Here is an 18,033-nt window from a genome sequence, read left to right as displayed (position 1 = left end):
GACTCGAAAGAGCCCGCCCGTTTTGTTTTCGCAGAGCTTGACGCTGAAATGCACAACGTATATACGTTGTGCATGGATGTGCTGTTCCGCTACGAGGGGTTGGACTTCGTCTGGGACGTTCACAAGGCTGCCTCCAACCTCGTCAAGCATGGTGTCCGCTTTGAGCTGGCTTGCCAGGCATTCCTCGATCCCTTCGCTCAACTGCGAGACGCGGGTATCGATGAAGAGATTCGCAGTGCCATCGTTGGCGAGACGGAGCAAGGCAGGCTGCTCTTCGTCGTCCATATTGAGCGCGATGATGAGGCGATTCGCATCATCTCAGCACGGCAGGCAACGGCACAGGAGAGGAAGAGCTATGAAGACTATGCGTGAGCGCTTGAAGGCTCGGCTACAGCCGGAACGTCCTATGACGACGATCAGCCTGCGGATGCCGGAGGACCTAATTGAGGATTTGAAAGAGATCGCCCCGATGCTTGGCTTCGCAGGCTATCAACCGTTGATGCGCTCTTACATTGGCCAAGGATTGCGTAAGGACCTGTCGCGTCTCGGTGGCTCTCAAGTGGAGGCGCTGACGGAGAGTCTGCGTCGGCAGGGTGTACCGGATGAGCAGATTTCTACTGCGATTGCTGAGGCTGGATTGAAGATGGCGTAAGCCCGTCGAGCCTATTAGAGTTGCTTATCGAACCCTCTGTGCAAACTACGAAGAATAGAAAAGGGCGGGCCGGACTTTAGGAGCCCGGCCCGTTTGAACTACGTTTTTAGACTTCCTGATGACATGCGACCAGCCGCCAGCGAATGGAACCTTGATATGCGGTGTGCTGATGATGATTTTGTGGGGGTAAAGGCTTGTGAATAACTTCAGTGATCTCTCGGCCACAGCCTTCACACCGATAAATTCCTGAATTCTTCGTCAACTGACCTGGGGGACAAAGGGAGTCGAACTCTGAGTGTTGACTGACTGTTAGATATCTCGCATATTTGTAGTACGCCATTTAGCTTCCTTTCAAGAATGTGAAGAGGCGACGATGGTAGACAAGTGAACCACTTGCAAGGAAAGCTGATCGGACCGTCCGGGAAGATCAGCTTTACGGGTAGTATAACTTCGATGGACTTGTAGGTGAAAGCAAATTAAACTAAATTTGTCGCCCCAGTCGGGGGTGTGGATTGAAACGATGGACTTGTAGGTGTTGAGCTAGATAATTCCGCCCCACACTTTGGCGCGACGCGAGAGTGTGGGGCCACTAAAGGCTCAACACGAGCTTAGAATAAGCTATCGTCACCCGTTCTATGTTGATTTGATTGCCCTTATTGGGCCGATCCGCTACCCTAAACTCATGAAGGTCAGCGCCCAATACGCCGAAGAGCACTTCGCCGACATTCTCAACGCCGCGTCCACCGGTGAAGAGGTGGAGATCGCGCTGCCCGGCAAACCCGCGCTTTTCCTCGCCCCGCGCCCCGGTCAGCAGAAGAACACGCCTTCTGACCGTCCCCGCCGCGAGTTGCTCTACGCAGGAGAAGGCCTGATTCAACCTCCGACCGAGGAGGAGTGGCTGGCAATGGACAAGGCCTTCACGGATGAAATTCTCAACGGGGCTATTTTCCCGGCGAAGCCTGCGTGAAGCTGCTCCTCGACTCCAACGTGCTCTACTGGTCCGTCTTTGATCGGGAGAAGCTAACCGCGAAGGTTAGAGAGCTTCTCGAAGCCGATCAAAATGAGTTGTTTGTAAGCAGGGCATCGCTCTGGGAACTGTCGGCAAAGGCCTCCCGAGGCGGGTTAGCTATGCCGGACTCCTCGATTAGATTTCTGTTGGGACGTGTGGAAGAGATCGGCATCACGACGCTGCCAATCGAGATGTCCTATATTTTGAAGTCCGAGACTCTCCCATACCATCACAGTGATCCGTTCGACAGGCTCATTGTGGCGCAGGCTCTTGAAGAAGGCTTGACGATCCTGACTTCAGACTCCGACATCCCCAGGTACGACGCTCCGGTTATCTGGCGTTGAGACTTGTTTCGGCAGTAGCTCCCAGAGTAGGTGCTTCAGCGAGCCTTGTAGTTCGGGTATCCTTTGTCCTCAGATCGAACACCACCAAAGTCACCGCTCCATGCTGGAACGTAGCCACCGGGCTCATGCAGAAGTCTCCCTGCATATGGGGCGCGTTGGCGCCGGCTTGTTTGGGTTCGGTGGCGTGGGCGCAGTTTCCGATTTGTTTTGAGTCGGGCGTGACGTAGTAGCGGACGCCGTAGCTCTTCAGCACGTCGCGCAGGTTGGCCTGATTGCGGATGAGTGCGAGGTAGGGCTTGTTCATCACCAGGCCTTCGAGCTGGACCAGCGGCGGCTGCATCAGGTAGCCCGCGGTGCCGGCGGCGTCGCCCATGGCGTAGACGCCGTCGTGCGTGCGGGCGAAGCCTTCGAGGTCGCGGCCGTAGCTGTAGCAGAGGTTTCCGGCCTGCGTTCTGCGGCACTCGGCCACGGTGACGAGCGCCATCAGCGCAAGGGCGGCGGCGGGCATCCAGCGGGTGGCCTGCCAACCCATCTTCGTCAGCAGGGCGAGTGCGCCGGCCATCGCCAGCACGACCGAGTAGAGGTACCAGCCCCACAGCGGCCAGTCGCTCAGGTAGGAGAGCGTCAGGATGTGCAGGAACGGGAAGGCGATAAGGCTCAGCGCGATGGCGAGCTGCGCGTTGTTCAACCCACGCGTTGCCCGCAGGGCCAGCAGCGCGAGCGCGCAGAGGATCGCCAGCATCGCGGGTAGGACGATCGCGCCGCGCAGGGCGCCTGGCAGGTAGTGCAGCAGCGAGTCGATGGCTGCGCGGTTGAATCCGCCATGCAGCCGCATCTGCTTTGCCTGTCCGGAGAGCGGCATCAGGGTGTGGAAGAAGGCCACGTTCGAGGCCAGGTAGAGCGCGACCGGCGTTCCGCAGGCGGCTGCGGCGGCAAGGCGTCCGGCCCAGTCGTCGCGGGTGGCCGGCCTTGCCAGCAGGAGATCGAACGCGAACAGGAGCGCGACCAGCAACGCGGAGTCCAGCCGTGAGAGGATGACCAGCCCGGCGAACAGCCCGAGGCGGACCCCAGCTCCGGCGGTCCAGCGAAACGAGGGCTGCAGGCGATACCGGCAGAGCGCGAGCGCCAGCGGAATCGTCAGCGTCACCTCCATGCCGCCGCGAATCAGCAGCATGGTCTGCAGCGCAAGCACGACCGCGTATGTATTGGAGATGGTCTGGCCGGCGTTGAAATTAAGCAGCAGACCGCGCGCCGCGAAGAAGGTCGCCATGACGCTTGCGAGCAGAAGGCACTGAAGCGCGTAGAAGAACGCCGCGTGCGGGACGATGGCCGTCAGCGCGGTCAACGTCAGCATCCACAGCGGATGGTAGCCATTGGTGAGGTGGATGCCGTCGAAGGTCGAACCCTGGCCGTGCGTCAGGTTCTGGGCGATCTTCAGGTAATAGAAGAGGTCGTCGTCGTAGAACGCCAGGAAGGTGTCGCGGCGGAAGCGCGCGAAGAGGGCCACCGCGCTGGCTACGAACAGCGCCACGGGCGTAAGTCGTACAGCCAGGGACTCGGAACGCATCGATATCTCCAAAGCTCCAACCTTTCACAGGCAGTCGAACAAATCTTCAAGGGATGGCGTTGGGTCGACGATATCATGGGCTTGCCGCCAGCTCCTGTGTCGATACAGGACTTTCTTGCGAATTTCAGCCGCCGCATGGCCCGGAAGATGCTTGCGCCGGGAACGGTTTAGGGTAACTTGGTTGCAGGAGAGTTCATGGCAAACAAGTACGGCGAGGCGGCGTTGATGGCGGTGCGGATGGAACTTTACGGCAAGGCGTATACGCCGCTCGAGCGCTGGCAGCAGTCGGTGGCGAAGCTCTACCCGACGACGCCGGCCGGCCAGAAGAAGGGGCCACCGCGCAATGCGTTTCTCGGCCTGTGCGAGGCGGGGTTGGTGAAGGGGATTCCGGCGGGGCAGTATTCGCCCTCGAACGTACACAAGGGCTACGCGGTGGCGGCGGTGGCGCTGTTGAAGGCGGGCACGCATCGCACGATTCCACAGCTCTGGGCCGAGGTGACGAGCGACAGCGAAGAGGAGATTCCCTACGGCGCGCAGATGGATGTGGTGCTGGCGCTCTGGAAGAACGGACTGATCGTCTGAGGATTGAAGCTCAGCCGAGCCAGACGCGCTTTTCCGTAGGCAACAGGCTCCGCGAGGTGTGGTCGGGTTTTGGGATGAGCCGTTTGCCGTCCCAGTCCATCATGAAATAGGCGGCAATCAAAACGGCGAGCAATGCGACGCAAGCTCCGAACAGGATGAGCTTGGTGTTGGGTCCATGTTTGGCGTTTCTGGTTGCGATGTCGTCGATCTCTGGAGTAGTCATGATTCTGTGATGCGAATCAGGGCCAGCGCGGCCACATCGTCACCGCTGTATCGGCATCCAGCCGTTCTGGGTCATCCAGTGCTCCAGCAGCAGCGGCCAGATCTTCAGCTCGTCCAGCGCGGGCGCCAGGGTCTGGGCCATGCCTGTGCCATGCGGGCCGCGCTCGAAGATGTGCAGCTCCGCCGGGACACCCGCTCGTTTGAGCGCGTCGTAGTAGGCGGTGGAGTTCCGGGCGTCGACCGTCTGGTCGCCGGTGGTGGAGTAGATGAAGCTGGGCGAGGCATCCTTTGTCACCAGCCGCTCGACCCAGATGCTGTCCACGACAGACTGCGCTGCGTCCTTGCCGATCAGGTCTCCCATCGGCGGCGTGGGAGAGAACTCCTTGTCGAAGGCGACGCGGGCGTAGCTGAGGATGGCGAAGTCGGGGCGGTCGCCCTGGCGGTCGATGGGGTCCTGGGCGGCCGGATCGCCGGCGTCGTGGACCGCGGCGAGATAGCCGGCGAGGTGTCCTCCGGCAGAGAAGCCCCACACGCCGATGCGTCCGGGGTCGAGCGCGAAATCCACAGCATGGCTGCGCAGATAGCGGATGGCGCGTGCGCCGTCGAGCATCGGTGCAGGGAAGCGATAGGCCGGACCCAGGCGGTACTCCAGCACATAGGCGGAGACGCCGCGTTCGTTCAGCCAGCGCGCCTCGACGGCGCCTTCCTTCTCCATCACCAGGTGGCTGTAGCTTCCGCCGGGCAGCACGACGACGGCGGGGTGCGGAGCAGCTCCTGGCGCCGGGTAGCTGAAGAGCTTCGGCACATCGCCTTCGCCGGTCCCGTGAGCGCCGGGCGCGCCGTTCGGCCACAGTACGATCGCCTGCGCAAAGCCTTTGGGCGGTTCGGTGACGGTCGCGGGTGGCGCGGTCGGGGCGCTGGCCTGGCCGCTGCTTTGGGCGCAGGCGACGGAAGCGAGTCCAAGGAGAAGGCTGGCGGCAAACGTACGGGCAAGGGCGATCATGTGTGGGACAGCTTATCGCATGCGTGGCATGACTGGCTGTACGGGCGAAACTTGTCGCGCGAAATCGCGTCCATGTGTACATGATGCCGAGCTACGTCCCACGTTATCTTGCGCTGGCTGCGCTGGTCTTCTCCCTGTCTCCGCTGCATGCGCAGTCGGCCGCCGCCGACGACGCAACGCCGACGATCAAGAGCGATGTGAAGCTGGTGAATCTGCCGGTCGTCGTGCGCGACAAGAAGGGCGCGATCGTCCAGACGCTGACCAAGGACGACTTCGTCCTCGAGGTGGACCACCACGCGCAGGCGATCCGGTACTTCGATCAGGACGCGAATCTGCCGCTGAGCCTGGGCCTGCTGGTCGATACCAGCGGCAGCATGCGCAACAAGCTGGACGAGGAGCGCACGGCGAGCTCGGCGTTTCTGGACAGCATGTTGAAGAACAATCGGCCCGGCATCCCGAACGACAAGGCGTTCATCATCCAGTTTGCCGCGCAAACGGAGCTGCTGGCGGACCTGACGGATTCGCGTCCGAAGCTGCAGGCGGGTCTGAAAGACCTCGACGGCGACACGTCGAACTCGGGATCGACCGACCCGAACGACAACAGCGGCAACAATCGCGCGCGGCGGGGCGGCACCGTGCTCTACGACGCGGCCTTCCTGGCGGCGGATGAGATTCTCTCCAAGCAGAAGGGTCGCAAGGCGTTGATTCTGCTGACCGATGGCGAGGACCGCAACAGCAAGGAGACCATCGCCAAGGCCATCGAGGCGGCGCAGCGCGCGGACACCATCGTCTACGCGATCTACTTCAAGGGCGAGCAGCCGCAGGACAATCGCAACCAGAACAACAACGGAGGACGCCGTGGCGGCGGCATGGGCGGCGGTTTCCCCGGCATGGGCGGTGGCATGGGTGGCGGACAGCGGGGCGGCGGCTATCCGGGTGGCGGCGGCAACGGCGGCGGCGGTGGACGCCCGACGCAGAACCGCGTCGACGGCAAGAAGATTCTCGAACGCATGACGCAGGAGACCGGCGGCCGCATGTTCGAGGAGACGAAGAAGCAGACCGTGGCCGAGATCTACAAGCAGATCGGCGAGGAGCTGCGCTCGCAGTACCGGCTGGGCTACACGCCCGATACCGAGCGCGCGGCGGAGGGCTATCACCAGGTGGACCTGACCTTGAAGGATAAGAAATACAAGGACCTGACGGTGCAGACGCGGGACGGGTACTACACGGGCAAGTAGGGGCTTTCTTCGTAACCACTTCTTCACGCAAAAGCATGTCATCTCACGCAACAACGTGTCATCCTGTCACGCAACAACGTGTCATCTTAATCACGCAAAAACGTGTCATCCTGAGCGCAGCGAAGGATCTGCTGTTCTCCTGTAGAGCCGCAACGCTCCGGGCGAGAAGCAGGTCCTTCGCTACGCTCAGGATGACAGCTCGAGTAGGGCTGGCCAGGGAACATGAGTCGTAGGCTGCGGACAGCGCATCATTTATAGTTGAGCCGCTGGCACAACCTGCGGCAATGCTGTCTCGATTGGACCGACCCATGACCTTGAACCCGCTGAAGATCGCCCGCACTGCTCTCTTTGCTTCCACCCTCGCGCTGGTTGCCGCGCCTGCGCTTCATGCGCAGATGACGCCGCCGGCGGGCAAGAAGCACCTTTACTCCGAGACCGCGGACCCGCGCGCCGACATCGCCGCAGCGCTGAAGCAGGCTCGGCGCGAACACAAGCGCGTCATCGTCGACTTTGGCGGCGACTGGTGCGGCGACTGCCAGGTGCTCGACATCTACTTCCACCAGGCGCCGAACGAGGAGCTGCTGACGAAGAACTTCGTCGTCGTCCACGTCTGGATCGGTCACATCGACACGCACCTCGACATCCCCGAGGGCTACGGCATCAACATCCATAAGGGCGTTCCCGCGCTGGCCGTGCTCGATGCGAACGGCAAGGTCGTCTACGCGCAGGCCACCGGCGAGTTCGAAAACATGCGCAATATGAGCTCGCAGTCGGTCACCGATTTTCTGACCAAGTGGAAGCGGTAAGCTGAACGTCAGGCAACTGCCGCGGGGGAGAGTCGGTCTGAAAGGTGCGTTGCGCATTCCGGTCGCCTTCCACCGCGCGCTGTTGAACGCGGTGGAGCACGACTGCCTGAACCTTGCGCAGTCGGCGGCCTACTCGGCGATGTTCTCGCTCTTTCCCGCGCTGGTGGTCACGGCGGCGATCATTGCTCTGCTACCGGACTCCATTCCGCTGCGCGCGAGCTTTGGCGCGTTCTTCGAGCGGATCCTGCCGCCCGACGTTCTGCCTACGCTCGACGCGTACTTCGACGCCTCGCCGCATCATGGGCGCTCGGTGCGCGCGCTGGCGCTGGCGGCGTTCTTCAGCATGCTGGGCGCGTCCGGCGTGATGGCGACCCTGATGGAGGGCCTGCGCCGCGCCTCCGAGCTGCCGGAGAACTGCTGGAGCTTCGGCCAGCGCAGGCGGCGGGCGCTGCTGCTGGTGCCGCTCTCGCTGGTGCCGTTCGCGATCGCCAGCATTCTGGTGGTCTTCGGCCACTGGATCACCTTCTGGCTGGCCTACTCCATGCAGCCGGACACGCGGCTCGCGTTCTACCTGCTGGCGGAGGCGCTGCGCTGGGTGGTCGCGCTGGCCGGCGTGGTGGGGGTGAACGCGATCATCTACCACCTGGGCACGCCGCATCGGCAACGCTGGTACCGCACGCTGCCTGGCGCGCTGGTCTCGACCGGCATGTGGTTCGTGGTGACGCTCGCCTTCGGCTGGTACGTTACGCGATTCGCGAACTATTCGGTCATCTACGGCTCGCTGGGCAGCGGCATGGCCCTGCTCGTCTGGCTTTCGATCATCTTTCTCAGCGTGCTGACGGGCGCGGAATTCAATCGGCAAATCACACTGCAGCGAGAACGGCGTCACGCGGACGTGGCAGAATAGACATCGCTATCACGATTCGGCAATCCCAATGCTCGAATGGCTGGCTCTATATCGCTTAGCGCATTTAGAATTGGCTTGCATCGCGAGAACTTTAAACTTCAGTGGTTAGACCAGTGCCGTTGAGCACGGTTTGAGAAAGAGCACGGCGTAAGCCACCTTATGAAATCTTCGAGCCACGAGACTGTGAATTCCATGGTATTTTCCGGTAGCGAGCGCGGCCGTCGCGCCAAGATCGTCGCAACTCTGGGTCCCGCATGCAGCACCGCGCCCATGTTTCGCGAGTTGGTGCGCGCCGGACTGGACGTCGCCCGCCTGAACTTTTCACACGGCAGCCATGCCCAGAAGGCGGAGTTGATCAAGATGGTGCGCGACGTCTCCCGCGAGGAGAACAAGCCCATCTGTATCCTGGCCGACCTGCAGGGGCCGAAGATCCGCACCGGCAAGCTGAAGGATCACATGCCCGTGCAGTTGATCGCCGGCAAGCGCCTGACCATCACGCCGGGCGAGTACGAAGGCACGGCGGCCAAGGTCGGCACGACCTTCCTGACGCTGGCCGAGAACCTCGAAAAGGGTTCGCGGATCCTGCTCTCGGACGGTCTGATCGAGCTGCATGTCGAGAAGGTCGTCGGGCAGGACGTCGTCTGCGAGATCATCAACGGCGGCATACTGGGTGAGAACAAGGGCATCAACCTGCCGGGCATCCCGGTCAAGGTGCCGTCCCTGACCGAGAAGGACGAGGAGGATCTGATCTTCGCCATCGGGCAGGGCGTCGACACGATCGCGGTCTCGTTCGTGCGCACGGCGGACGACGTACGCCACGTCAAGAACCGTCTGAACGCGCTGAAGTCGAATGCGTGGATCATCGCGAAGCTCGAAAAGCCGCAGGCGATCGAGCACCTGGATTCGATCCTCGAGGTCGCGGACGCGATCATGGTCGCGCGTGGCGACCTGGGCGTCGAGGTTCCGCCCGAGCAGGTTCCGGCGATTCAGAAGCACATCATCCGCCGCGCCGCGGAGTATCGCAAGCCGGTCATCACGGCGACGCAGATGCTGGAGTCGATGATCGACAACCCGCGCCCGACGCGCGCAGAGGTCTCGGACGTGGCGAACGCGATCTACGACGGCACGGACGCGGTCATGCTCTCGGCCGAGTCGGCTGCCGGCAAGTATCCCGTGCAGTCGGTCGCGATGATGGCGACGATCGTGCGCGAGACCGAGCAGCAGATGCGCCTGAACCCTCCGCCGGCGTTGAAGCGCAACCCGCGCCTCTCCATCGCCGAAACGATCTGCGAGTGCATGGCGCACGCCGCGGACGAGCTGGAAGTGTCGGCGATCGCGATCTTTACCGAGTCCGGCATGACGGCGCGCCTGCTCTCGAAGTACCGGCCGGATGCGCCGATCTTCGCGCTCTCGCCCGACGAAAAAGTGGTGAACCGCGCGATGCTGCTGTGGGGCACCTACCCGATCCTGTGCGATCGCTTTGTCGGCACCGATAAGCTGGTCGAGATGGCCGAGGTGATCCTGGGCGATCTGGGCTTCGTCGAGGCCCGGCAGGTGGTAGGCATCGTCGCCGGCACAAGGACGCTTTCCGGCGCGACGAACTTCATGCGCCTGCATATGGTCGGCGACCGCGAGGAAGAGATCGCCAAGACCAAGAAGGCGAAGAAGAAAAAGAAGAAGTAACGGCTGGTCCTGTTTTTACTGCCTCGTTCCCGCCTTCGACCCGCGGCGGAACGGGGCAGTTTCATTTAAGTGCATCGATAAGTGGATGGGCATTTTGCTATCCCCGAAAATTTTCTTGTGCGTCTCCCGCCTTGTGCTCTATCGTGTTTCTCTACACGGAGAAATAAATGATCGAGCCAACGGAAGAAGCTCAGGGCTCCGCGAAAGCTCCCCAGGAATCCGCTCCGCATGAGGTGCAGACCCCGCTGATTAAATGGGGATTTTTTGCGGGTCTTGGTCTGGCGACGTTATGTCTGGTTTTCACGATCGCTTATATTTCTTATTATTCTTTTTATACAAGCGATTCGTTTCAGAAGAATGTGCCCGCCTACCTGGCTGCTAGAAATGTGAATAATGTCGTGGCGGTCTTGATGGCGCGGACGGCGCAGAATAAGACTCTACTCCAGTCTTGCGGCGTGGTTGCCGGAATAGCGTTTGGATTTCTAGGATTTTCTTTGTTTTTGCTTGGCGTTCAAGGGGAGGTGGATGTCGACGGCACCTTCAAATCTCAGAAAGTCAGCTTCAAGAAGCTCGCTCCCGGCGCTCTGATCATGCTTGCGTCAATTACCCTCGTAGGGTTTTCGTCGATGCATGAGATAGCGCTGACCCTTGGGGGAACCAACGCCGCGACAGGGAACAAGGTGAAGGCCGCGGAGCCTGAACCTCCCGCTCCGTTACCTTCGCCGTTTGTAATGCCAGATACGGATAACCAAAAACCTTAGCAGGAGTTCGCCCGTGAGATGGCTTTGTCTAAGAGTTGCGATGCTTTCTCTCTTTCTGGTGTCGCCGTCCTTCATTCATGCGCAGGCTCCGACGGCGGACAGCGACTGGGCGCAGGTGGTGAAGGCGCTGGATGCCGCGAAGGCGGCTTACGATAAGGACTGTCCGAACGGCGTGTGTCCGCCAGATACAGAGATGACGGTCGCCCGCAACGAGCGCAAAGCGGCTTATGCGCGTGCGCGCGACTTACTGCGGAACTATTCCCTGCGATGGGGAGGCGCCTCTAACTCTCCTACATTTCTTCGGCTGAGTTACCGGCTTGGGCTAGCGTCGGATGGCATGGAAGATTATGTGCAGGCATTTAAATATTACGCGCAATGCGTTCAGGCCAATCCCCCGGCTCTCGTAACCTTCAAGCAGAACCGCGCCGACCAGCCTCTCTTGACCTTGTGTTCCGCCGGTGTGGAGCGAGAGTGCAAGATGCTCGTTCCCGGATGCTTTGTCGCTCATCCTCCGCCCGTTGCGCAGCCAGTGAGTAATCCTGTCGAGCCAGCCCCGTTTCTCAGAGGAACGACAAGCGATATCAAGCCGCTCGATCCTGCCGACGTGCCCGCACAACTGACGAATCGCCAGGCCCAACAGCTACAGGAACTCATCAAGCAGCACTCGGGAATCCAGTAGCGCGTGGTCCGCGTCCTCTGGACGCCCGCATGCTTCTAACTCATTTGCGGCAGTGTGCGCGGACTGGCCGCTTTCACTACAATTCGAAGATGGGCCGCATCCGCATCCTCTCCGACCAGGTCGCCAACCAGATTGCCGCGGGCGAGGTGGTGGAGCGGCCGGCATCGGTCGTCAAGGAGCTGCTCGAAAACTCCATCGACGCCGGCGCCACACGCATACGCGTGGAGGTCGAGGGCGGCGGACGCAAGCTCATCCGCATCGTCGACAACGGGCACGGCATGGGACGCGACGACGCGCTGCTGGCCTTCGAACGCCACGCCACCTCGAAGCTCCGGACCTCGGACGACCTGCTCTCCATCGCCACGCTTGGCTTTCGCGGCGAGGCGCTGCCGTCGATCGCCTCCGTCGCACGGCTGCTGCTCGAAACCCGCGCGCCCGAGGACGAGGCCGGCACCCTGATCGAGATCGCGGGCGGCAACATTCTGCGGGTCGAGGACGCCGGGCTGCCCCCCGGAACGACCATCGCGATTCGCGACCTCTTCTACAACACCCCGGCGCGGCGAAAATTCCTGAAGTCGGAGTCGACCGAGCTTTCGCACATCGCCGCGCTGGTGACGCACTACGCGCTGGCGCACCCTACGCGGCACTTCGAGCTTCATTCGGCGACGCAGGCTCTGCTGGTCGCACCGGCGGTTGCGAACGCCGGCGAGCGGCTTTACCAGATCTTCGGCCGTGAGACTGCTTCGCTGATGCTTCAGACCGCCGCCGAGATGGACTTTACCCGGGCCGGCCTGCCGGAGCCTCCGCCGTGGAAGCGCGAGGAGGACTATCAGCCGCCCGACCCCGGCTACCTGCGCATCACCGGCTTTGTCGCCAAGCCGGAGCTGCAGAAGCTCAATCGCAACTCCATCTACGTCTTCGTCAACCACCGGCTGATCCGCGACCGGCTGGTCCTGCACGCGCTCACCGAGGCCTACCGCAACGTCATTCCGCCGACCAGTTTCCCGGTGGTGCTGCTGTTTCTGGAGATGCCGCCGCAGGAGGTCGACGTGAACGTCCACCCGGCCAAGACCGAGGTGCGCTTCCGCCAGCCGACGTTCGTACACGACTTCATCCGCGATACCGTGCGGACGACGCTGATGAACGCTCGCCCCGCGGCCAGCTTCGCCGACGCGCTCAGCGGCGCGCCGTACGCCGGGGCGAGCGCCTCGCTGCTGCTTGACGTCAGCCCGATGCCCGGTCCGCCGAGCGATGCGGTCCTGCATCCGCAGCTCAATCTCGATGGGCGTCCGATGCCGCTGGGCGCGCTGCCGGAGTCCGAAGGCGCGCCCAGCTTTTCCGACGCGGAGAGCTTTACGCTGAACTCAGCGCCGGTTCAGACTTCGCCCGGCAACCTGAGCTTCGACGCCGCGCCGATCCCCGTCGGCTACACGCAGCAGCGCGTGGTCGACAACCCCACGCTCTACTCGCTCTCGACGCTCAAGCCGCTCGGCCAGCTTCGCGACTCGTTTATTCTCGCGGTCAACGAAGAAGGCCTCTGGATCGTCGACCAGCACGTCGCGCACGAGCGTGTGCTCTTCGAAAAGATCATGCGCGAACGCGACACCGAGCAGGTGCAGCGGCAGCGTCTGCTGATGCCGCTGCTGATCGACCTGCTGCCCGCGCAGATGGTGTCGTTCGCCCGTATCGCGGAGGAGTTGGAGCGCAACGGCTTCGAGGCGGAGCCCTTCGGACCGCGCACCCTGGCGGTGAAGTCCGCGCCGGTGGGGCTCGAAGGGCAGGAGTTGCAGCAGATGCTCGAAGATGTGCTGGCCGTCGACGAGCGCGAGCAGCAGAGCGAGAACGCCGACACCCGCCGCCGGCGCATCGCGGCCAGCATGGCCTGCCACGCAGCCGTCAAGATTAACATGCCGCTGGAGCGCGAGAAGATAGAATGGTTATTGTCAGAGTTGGGTAAGACTCAGTACCCGACGAGCTGTCCGCACGGCAGACCCATCGCGTTGCGGTATTCTCATAAAGAGATAGAGCGCGCGTTCCAGCGGATTTAGTCCGCGCGGCATCATTTTGATAATTTGACGATTTTTCCTCCGCTTCGGCGTTGGACGCTGAAGCGATTCCCCTGCCAACCAGCAGGCCGCACAGCAGGAAGGCAACACCTCGTGACCGACGTTAATACGACTCCCACCTCGACGGCTGAACAACTTACCGCCGCCCGCACCGCACACTGGCATCAGCATGCCGAGCCGCTTCTCACCATCGAGAGCCTGCGCAACTGGATCTCTACCTCGGGCCTCGTGCTCTGGACGCCGCGCTCGCAGCAGATTCCTTCGCCCGCGCCGAGCTTCGTCGAGGCCACCCTTGGCGCCGCGAACGCCGCGCCGTCCATCGCCGACGCAGAGGCCGCGCGCGGCCTGCTGGCCCGCCTGATCGCCGAAGGCGTCGCCGTGCCGCTGAACCTGCTGGGCGTCACCGGCGGCGTCGGCACCGATGTGCCGGACTTCATCTGCTCGGCCGCGGTCTTCTCCTACATCTTTACCCTGCGCGGCAACAAGGCTTGGAAGCTCGCGCCGGTGACCTCCGGCCCGGTCAAGGTCTCGCCGCTGGCGCTTGCGACCTACGAGGTTCTGGCGGCTAAAGTCACGCTTTCGGCCTACGACCTGGCCACGCAGCTTGGCAAGGAAGTGACCGAAGCGGCTGTTCTGCGCGCGCTCACCGAGCTCTGGTCGCAGCTCCGCGTCATCCCCGTGCCCCAGCAGGATGGCACGGCGACCCTCTGGGAGCTAACCAGCAGCCGCTTCACCAAACAGATCAAATCGGGCGCCAACGCCGGTCAGCCGACTGCGCTCTCGGCGCTCATCTCGCTCTATCTCGGCCAGTCGCTGATCGCGACCGAGGACGAGATCGAGACCTTCCTCTCGCCGCTCGCCCCGCGCTCGCGCCTGCGCGACGTCATCCACGCGCTGCTCTCCGCGCGCCAGTTGGAGACGATCGTGATCGACGGCAAGACCCTGCTGCATGTTGCGGGCGATGCCCCTGCATTCCTCGCGGCGGAGAAGCCAGCCGCCGAGACGGTTGCCGCATCCGCATCCGCTTCGGAGGAGGAGGACGCGGAGGCGCCGCGTATTTCGAAGTTCACGCCCAAGCCCGGCAGCAAGATCGGCACCGGCCTGCGCACGCGCCCGGCCTTCGGCCAGAAGCCTGCATACGGTTCGAAGCCCGCATTCGGCGGCGACCGCGAGCGGCGTCCGTTCAAGCGCGATGGGGAAGGCGCAGCCCGCCCCAGCTTCAACAAGCCCTGGAATGAAAATCGTTCAGATCGCCCAGCCCGCCCGGCGGCATCGAGCGAGGGTGGCGAGCGTCCTGCCTTCCGTCCGCGTCCCGCCGGGGATCGTCCAGCATCCGGCTCGCGCCCAGCGTTTGGCTCGCGCCCGTCGTTTGGCTCGAAGCCTGCGTTCGGCGCGCGTCCCAGCTTCAGCCGCGACAACCGCGCCGGCGGCGATGCGCGTCCTCCGCGCCGTGAGTTCGGTTCGGGCGAAGGCCGTCCGCCACGTCGGGAGTTCGGCTCCGACTCGCGCCCGCCGCGCCGGGAGTTCACGCCTGGCGAGGGACGTCCTCCGCGCCGCGAGTTCACGCCGCGTCCTGAAGGCGGCGATTCCGCGCCGCGCAAGACCTTCTCGAAGCCCGGAACCTTCGGCCGCAAGCGCGAGGGTGGATTCGAGGGCAAGCCGAGCTTTGGCGGCGACTCGCGTCCGCCGCGCCGCGAGTTTGGCTCCGACTCACGCCCGCCGCGCCGCGAGTTCGGTTCGGGCGAAGGCCGTCCTCCGCGCCGCGAGTTTACGCCGCGTCCGGGCGGAGATCGTTCCAGCTTTGGCGGCTCGCCTGCGCGCAAGCCGTTTGCGCCACGCATCGGCGGCGACCGTCCCGCTTACGGCGGCAAGCCCAGCTTCAGCCGCGACCGTGGCGAGCAGGGCGGCGCCGAGGCGCCGCGCAAGGTCTTCCGCAAGTTCGACGCGCCGCGCTCACCGAAACCGTATGGCGACCGCCCGTCGGGAGATCGTCCTTCGCGTCCGTTCAACAGCGATCGCCCCGCGCGTCCGTTCAACTCCGACCGCCCGGCACGCCCGTTCAACCCCGATGCGCCGCGCGGCGAGGGCCGTCCGGCTCCCCGCGGCAACGCGGGCTTCGGCGGCAAACCCAGCTTCGGCGCGAAGAAGCCCTTCGGCAAGCCTGCCGGCGGATTCGTCAAGCCGGGCAGCACCTTCGCCAAGTTCGCCGACGGCGCCAAGCCCTTCCGCAAGCCGGGCAAGCCCTCCGGCGGTCCACGCAAGCCGGGTTCGGGCGGCGGTGGTTACAAGGGAGGCCGCTAAGCCTTGTCCTCTGAAACTGCAGCAACCACGAAGCGCCAGCGGCCCGTCATCGCTATCGACGGGCCCGCTGGCGCCGGTAAAAGCACGCTGGCCGCGCACCTCGCGCGCCGATTCGGATTCCTGAACCTTGAGACCGGCGCGATGTACCGCGCGCTGGCCTACAAGGCCATCCAGAGCGACCTCGACTTCGACGAAGAGGCGCCGTTACTGGCTCTCTCCGGCCATACGAAGATCGAGCTTGAGCCGCAGCGCGAGGGCAATCGTGTGCTGCTCGACGGCTTCGACGTCTCCGCGCGCATTCGCGATGCGGATGTGACGGCCGCGGCCTCGCGCATCTCGGTTCATCCCCGGCTTCGCGCGTGGATGGTGGCTCAGCAGCGCCAGTTGGGCGTGATGGGCGGCGTGGTGATGGAAGGCCGGGACATCGGCACGGCGGTCTTTCCCGACGCCGAGGTGAAGATCTTCCTCGACGCGGACCCGGAGGTTCGCGGCAGCCGGCGGTATCGGCAGTCGGCGCCCGCCGCGCAGCAAAAAGTGACCGAAGAGGCTGTTCTGGCGGAGTTGAAGGCGCGCGACGCACGCGACCGCAACCGCGCGGAGTCGCCTCTGCGGCCCGCGGAGGACGCGATCGTGCTCGATTCGACGGCCATGACGCTCGAAGAGGTGCTGGCCAGGTCGGAGGAAATCGTCCTGCAACACCTTCCCGCGCAGGCATAGCAGGCGCTTTTTCCCAGTGCGATGCACTATTTTCAGGGCAGATTCATCGAAAGTGTAAACTTTTCCACCGAATCCTTGCCACTCGTGCTAACCTTTGGTCATCGTTTCAAACAGATTGGTTGTCTGCAGGGCTGTAACGTCGAACCCCAATTTGTTTTAGCGGCAAAATTTCATCTGTAATAAGGAAAGACTCATCATGGAACAGGGAACAGTGAAGTGGTTTAACGATGCCAAGGGGTTTGGCTTCATCAGCCGTCAGAACGGCGAGGATGTGTTTGTTCACTACTCGGCGATCAATTCGAACGGTTTCAAGAGCCTCCAAGAGGGTCAGGCTGTGCAGTTCAACGTGGTCAAGGGACCCAAGGGTTGGCAGGCGTCTGACGTTCAGCCTCTCTAGTCTTTAGCCACACCGGCTTCAACCAAGTTTTGCGGGAGGGATGGCTTAGGCTATCCCTCTTCGCCGTTTGTGGCTGCTCCGAAAATGGTAGGGATGCGATTTCAGGGCTTGTCCTGCGGTTTGTCCTCGGGCGGCAGCTCTTCCATTCCCGGCAGCAGGGTCGACTTCGTCTTGAACTTGCGATAGTCCCCGAACTGGGCGTGGACGTTGCCGTTCAGGCTGTCAAAGAGCAGGATTCGAGCCTGTCCGTGCGCTTCGAATGAGACCGGAAGCCAGGCCTCACCGTTGACCTTGCGGTTGTGCAGGGCGAAGTTCGTGTCTTTGTGTACGTTCAGCACCAATCCGCCGCCGACTTTGAAGTTGTCCATCATGCGGCCTTCGAGCTGGACGATCGAGCGATCGTGTTCGTCGATCCAGACCGTTCCGGCAAGAACTTTCAGCGCGCTTTCGGCGCTGGAGTGCGTCTTCGCTTTGGGATTTCCGGCGAAGTCGACGACGATCGTGTCGCGGCCTTCGAGTGCGATGCGGCGCTCGTTGCTAAACGAACCCAGCTCCAGCAGGCGGGAGACGGTGATCTCCTCGTTGCCCTGGCTGTCGGTCTCCTTGCCCTTGGCGTCGGCCTTGTCCCGGCGCTCCCGCCCCTTGGCGACCTCTTTATCGATCCGCTCGTTCTCCTTGCGAAGCTCGTCCGGAGTGAGATCGCGGCCGTCCTTCTTCGTCTGCCGGCGCACGTTGACGCCGTTGATCCAGAAGATATCGAACTCTTTCGCGACGACCTTCTTCGTTTGGCCGTGGCCGTCGACCTCTTCGAACCGCGTGGCCTCGTGGTAGATATAGTCCTTCTGGATGCTTTCGTCGACGCGTTGCTGACGTTCGACCTCGTGCATAAGGTTGGAGATGTCGGGTAGTGGAGCGTCGAGGGGCTTTGTCTCTGTATTCGGCTCCTGCGCGTGCAACGCGCAACCCAGGACCGCGAGCAGAAGCAGGGAATGCGAGGCGTCGCGAAGCAGACTCATGTCACCAATATAGTGGCCGGTCGCGAATAAGATTTCGCAGGCAATGCGCTCGACCGGGCGAGGGAGTGCAACTTTCGATACGA

General features: G+C 62.8%; 19 protein-coding genes. 15 read left to right on the top strand and 4 right to left on the bottom strand.

The window, feature by feature from the left end:
- The first annotated feature begins 72 nt into the window (after positions 1-72).
- From CHB87_RS20170 to CHB87_RS20150, 4 genes are all read left to right on the top strand, one after another.
- The gene (locus CHB87_RS20170) at positions 73-372 is read left to right on the top strand and encodes a BrnT family toxin (RefSeq protein ID WP_089410256.1); all 300 of its coding nucleotides are present in this window, start codon (positions 73-75) and stop codon (positions 370-372) included.
- Between the two features lie 34 nt (positions 373-406).
- Positions 407-652: a BrnA antitoxin family protein gene (locus CHB87_RS20165; protein ID WP_245818132.1), complete on the top strand. Its 246-nt coding sequence runs from the start codon at positions 407-409 to the stop codon at positions 650-652.
- A 580-nt stretch (positions 653-1,232) separates the two neighbouring features.
- Positions 1,233-1,619, top strand: a complete 387-nt coding sequence (locus CHB87_RS20155; RefSeq protein ID WP_142988452.1) for a hypothetical protein — start codon at positions 1,233-1,235, stop codon at positions 1,617-1,619.
- A complete protein-coding gene (locus CHB87_RS20150; protein WP_089410252.1) occupies positions 1,616-2,005 on the top strand; it encodes a type II toxin-antitoxin system VapC family toxin in 390 nt (129 codons plus the stop codon). Before CHB87_RS20155 ends, CHB87_RS20150 begins: the two co-directional genes overlap by 4 nt.
- Here the strand turns inward: CHB87_RS20150 and CHB87_RS20145 are convergent.
- Positions 1,992-3,572, bottom strand: a complete 1,581-nt coding sequence (locus tag CHB87_RS20145) for a hypothetical protein (protein WP_089410251.1) — start codon at positions 3,570-3,572, stop codon at positions 1,992-1,994. The two genes, CHB87_RS20150 and CHB87_RS20145, sit on opposite strands and share 14 nt — an antisense overlap.
- A gap of 195 nt (positions 3,573-3,767) precedes the next feature.
- On the opposite strand from CHB87_RS20145, the gene CHB87_RS20140 reads away from it, so the two are divergent.
- A complete protein-coding gene (locus CHB87_RS20140; protein ID WP_089410250.1) occupies positions 3,768-4,154 on the top strand; it encodes a DUF6979 family protein in 387 nt (128 codons plus the stop codon).
- Positions 4,155-4,164: 10 nt separating this feature from the next.
- Here CHB87_RS20140 and CHB87_RS20135 read toward each other — a convergent pair whose 3' ends face one another.
- Together CHB87_RS20135 and CHB87_RS20130 are read right to left on the bottom strand one after the other, a co-directional pair.
- Complete coding sequence (locus tag CHB87_RS20135; protein ID WP_089410249.1) at positions 4,165-4,377, bottom strand: hypothetical protein; 213 nt, start codon at positions 4,375-4,377, stop codon at positions 4,165-4,167.
- Between the two features lie 39 nt (positions 4,378-4,416).
- Positions 4,417-5,379 (bottom strand): alpha/beta hydrolase, encoded by a 963-nt coding sequence (locus CHB87_RS20130; protein WP_089410248.1) that lies wholly within the window; start codon positions 5,377-5,379, stop codon positions 4,417-4,419.
- 80 nt (positions 5,380-5,459) lie between these two features.
- Between CHB87_RS20130 and CHB87_RS20125 the strand changes: the two genes are divergently transcribed.
- The 10 genes from CHB87_RS20125 to CHB87_RS20080 all read left to right on the top strand — a co-directional run bounded on the left by CHB87_RS20125 (position 5,460) and on the right by CHB87_RS20080 (position 16,934).
- Positions 5,460-6,617: a VWA domain-containing protein gene (locus CHB87_RS20125; protein WP_142988451.1), complete on the top strand. Its 1,158-nt coding sequence runs from the start codon at positions 5,460-5,462 to the stop codon at positions 6,615-6,617.
- A gap of 308 nt (positions 6,618-6,925) precedes the next feature.
- Entirely contained in the window at positions 6,926-7,423 is a 498-nt protein-coding gene (locus tag CHB87_RS20120; RefSeq protein WP_176441887.1) for a thioredoxin family protein, read from the top strand.
- Positions 7,424-7,472: 49 nt separating this feature from the next.
- A complete protein-coding gene (locus CHB87_RS20115; RefSeq protein WP_245818131.1) occupies positions 7,473-8,330 on the top strand; it encodes a YihY/virulence factor BrkB family protein in 858 nt (285 codons plus the stop codon).
- 192 nt (positions 8,331-8,522) lie between these two features.
- Positions 8,523-10,013, top strand: coding sequence for a pyruvate kinase (gene pyk / locus CHB87_RS20110; protein ID WP_089410245.1), 1,491 nt, complete (start codon positions 8,523-8,525; stop codon positions 10,011-10,013).
- A 167-nt stretch (positions 10,014-10,180) separates the two neighbouring features.
- Entirely contained in the window at positions 10,181-10,774 is a 594-nt protein-coding gene (locus CHB87_RS20105; RefSeq protein ID WP_089410244.1) for a hypothetical protein, read from the top strand.
- Between the two features lie 40 nt (positions 10,775-10,814).
- Positions 10,815-11,453: a hypothetical protein gene (locus CHB87_RS20100; RefSeq protein ID WP_089410243.1), complete on the top strand. Its 639-nt coding sequence runs from the start codon at positions 10,815-10,817 to the stop codon at positions 11,451-11,453.
- An 89-nt stretch (positions 11,454-11,542) separates the two neighbouring features.
- The gene (gene mutL / locus CHB87_RS20095; protein ID WP_089410242.1) at positions 11,543-13,501 is read left to right on the top strand and encodes a DNA mismatch repair endonuclease MutL; all 1,959 of its coding nucleotides are present in this window, start codon (positions 11,543-11,545) and stop codon (positions 13,499-13,501) included.
- 111 nt (positions 13,502-13,612) lie between these two features.
- The gene (locus CHB87_RS20090; RefSeq protein WP_089410241.1) at positions 13,613-15,820 is read left to right on the top strand and encodes a winged helix DNA-binding domain-containing protein; all 2,208 of its coding nucleotides are present in this window, start codon (positions 13,613-13,615) and stop codon (positions 15,818-15,820) included.
- 3 nt (positions 15,821-15,823) lie between these two features.
- Positions 15,824-16,537 carry a (d)CMP kinase gene (gene cmk / locus CHB87_RS20085; protein ID WP_089410240.1) on the top strand — a complete coding sequence of 238 codons (714 nt, stop codon included), beginning with the start codon at positions 15,824-15,826 and terminating at the stop codon, positions 16,535-16,537.
- A 196-nt stretch (positions 16,538-16,733) separates the two neighbouring features.
- Entirely contained in the window at positions 16,734-16,934 is a 201-nt protein-coding gene (locus tag CHB87_RS20080; protein ID WP_013581125.1) for a cold-shock protein, read from the top strand.
- Positions 16,935-17,035: 101 nt separating this feature from the next.
- Here CHB87_RS20080 and CHB87_RS20075 read toward each other — a convergent pair whose 3' ends face one another.
- Positions 17,036-17,950: a hypothetical protein gene (locus tag CHB87_RS20075; RefSeq protein WP_089410239.1), complete on the bottom strand. Its 915-nt coding sequence runs from the start codon at positions 17,948-17,950 to the stop codon at positions 17,036-17,038.
- Positions 17,951-18,033 lie beyond the last annotated feature (83 nt).

The sequence above is a fragment of the Granulicella rosea genome (assembly GCF_900188085.1).
GTDB lineage: Bacteria > Acidobacteriota > Terriglobia > Terriglobales > Acidobacteriaceae > Edaphobacter > Edaphobacter rosea.
This window is presented reverse-complemented; position numbering and strand designations above follow the sequence as displayed.

Bases quoted from the DNA above. Each gene is read 5' to 3' on its own strand.
- CHB87_RS20170 (WP_089410256.1), top strand. From the start codon at position 73: ATGGATGTGCTGTTCCGCTACGAGGGGTTGGACTTCGTCTGGGACGTT.
- CHB87_RS20165 (WP_245818132.1), top strand. From the start codon at position 407: ATGACGACGATCAGCCTGCGGATGCCGGAGGACCTAATTGAGGATTTG.
- CHB87_RS20145 (WP_089410251.1), bottom strand. From the start codon at position 3,572: ATGCGTTCCGAGTCCCTGGCTGTACGACTTACGCCCGTGGCGCTGTTC.
- CHB87_RS20140 (WP_089410250.1), top strand. From the start codon at position 3,768: ATGGCAAACAAGTACGGCGAGGCGGCGTTGATGGCGGTGCGGATGGAA.
- CHB87_RS20135 (WP_089410249.1), bottom strand. From the start codon at position 4,377: ATGACTACTCCAGAGATCGACGACATCGCAACCAGAAACGCCAAACAT.
- CHB87_RS20130 (WP_089410248.1), bottom strand. From the start codon at position 5,379: ATGATCGCCCTTGCCCGTACGTTTGCCGCCAGCCTTCTCCTTGGACTC.
- CHB87_RS20125 (WP_142988451.1), top strand. From the start codon at position 5,460: ATGATGCCGAGCTACGTCCCACGTTATCTTGCGCTGGCTGCGCTGGTC.
- CHB87_RS20120 (WP_176441887.1), top strand. From the start codon at position 6,926: ATGACCTTGAACCCGCTGAAGATCGCCCGCACTGCTCTCTTTGCTTCC.
- pyk (WP_089410245.1), top strand. From the start codon at position 8,523: ATGGTATTTTCCGGTAGCGAGCGCGGCCGTCGCGCCAAGATCGTCGCA.
- CHB87_RS20105 (WP_089410244.1), top strand. From the start codon at position 10,181: ATGATCGAGCCAACGGAAGAAGCTCAGGGCTCCGCGAAAGCTCCCCAG.
- CHB87_RS20100 (WP_089410243.1), top strand. From the start codon at position 10,815: ATGCTTTCTCTCTTTCTGGTGTCGCCGTCCTTCATTCATGCGCAGGCT.
- mutL (WP_089410242.1), top strand. From the start codon at position 11,543: ATGGGCCGCATCCGCATCCTCTCCGACCAGGTCGCCAACCAGATTGCC.
- CHB87_RS20080 (WP_013581125.1), top strand. From the start codon at position 16,734: ATGGAACAGGGAACAGTGAAGTGGTTTAACGATGCCAAGGGGTTTGGC.
- CHB87_RS20075 (WP_089410239.1), bottom strand. From the start codon at position 17,950: ATGAGTCTGCTTCGCGACGCCTCGCATTCCCTGCTTCTGCTCGCGGTC.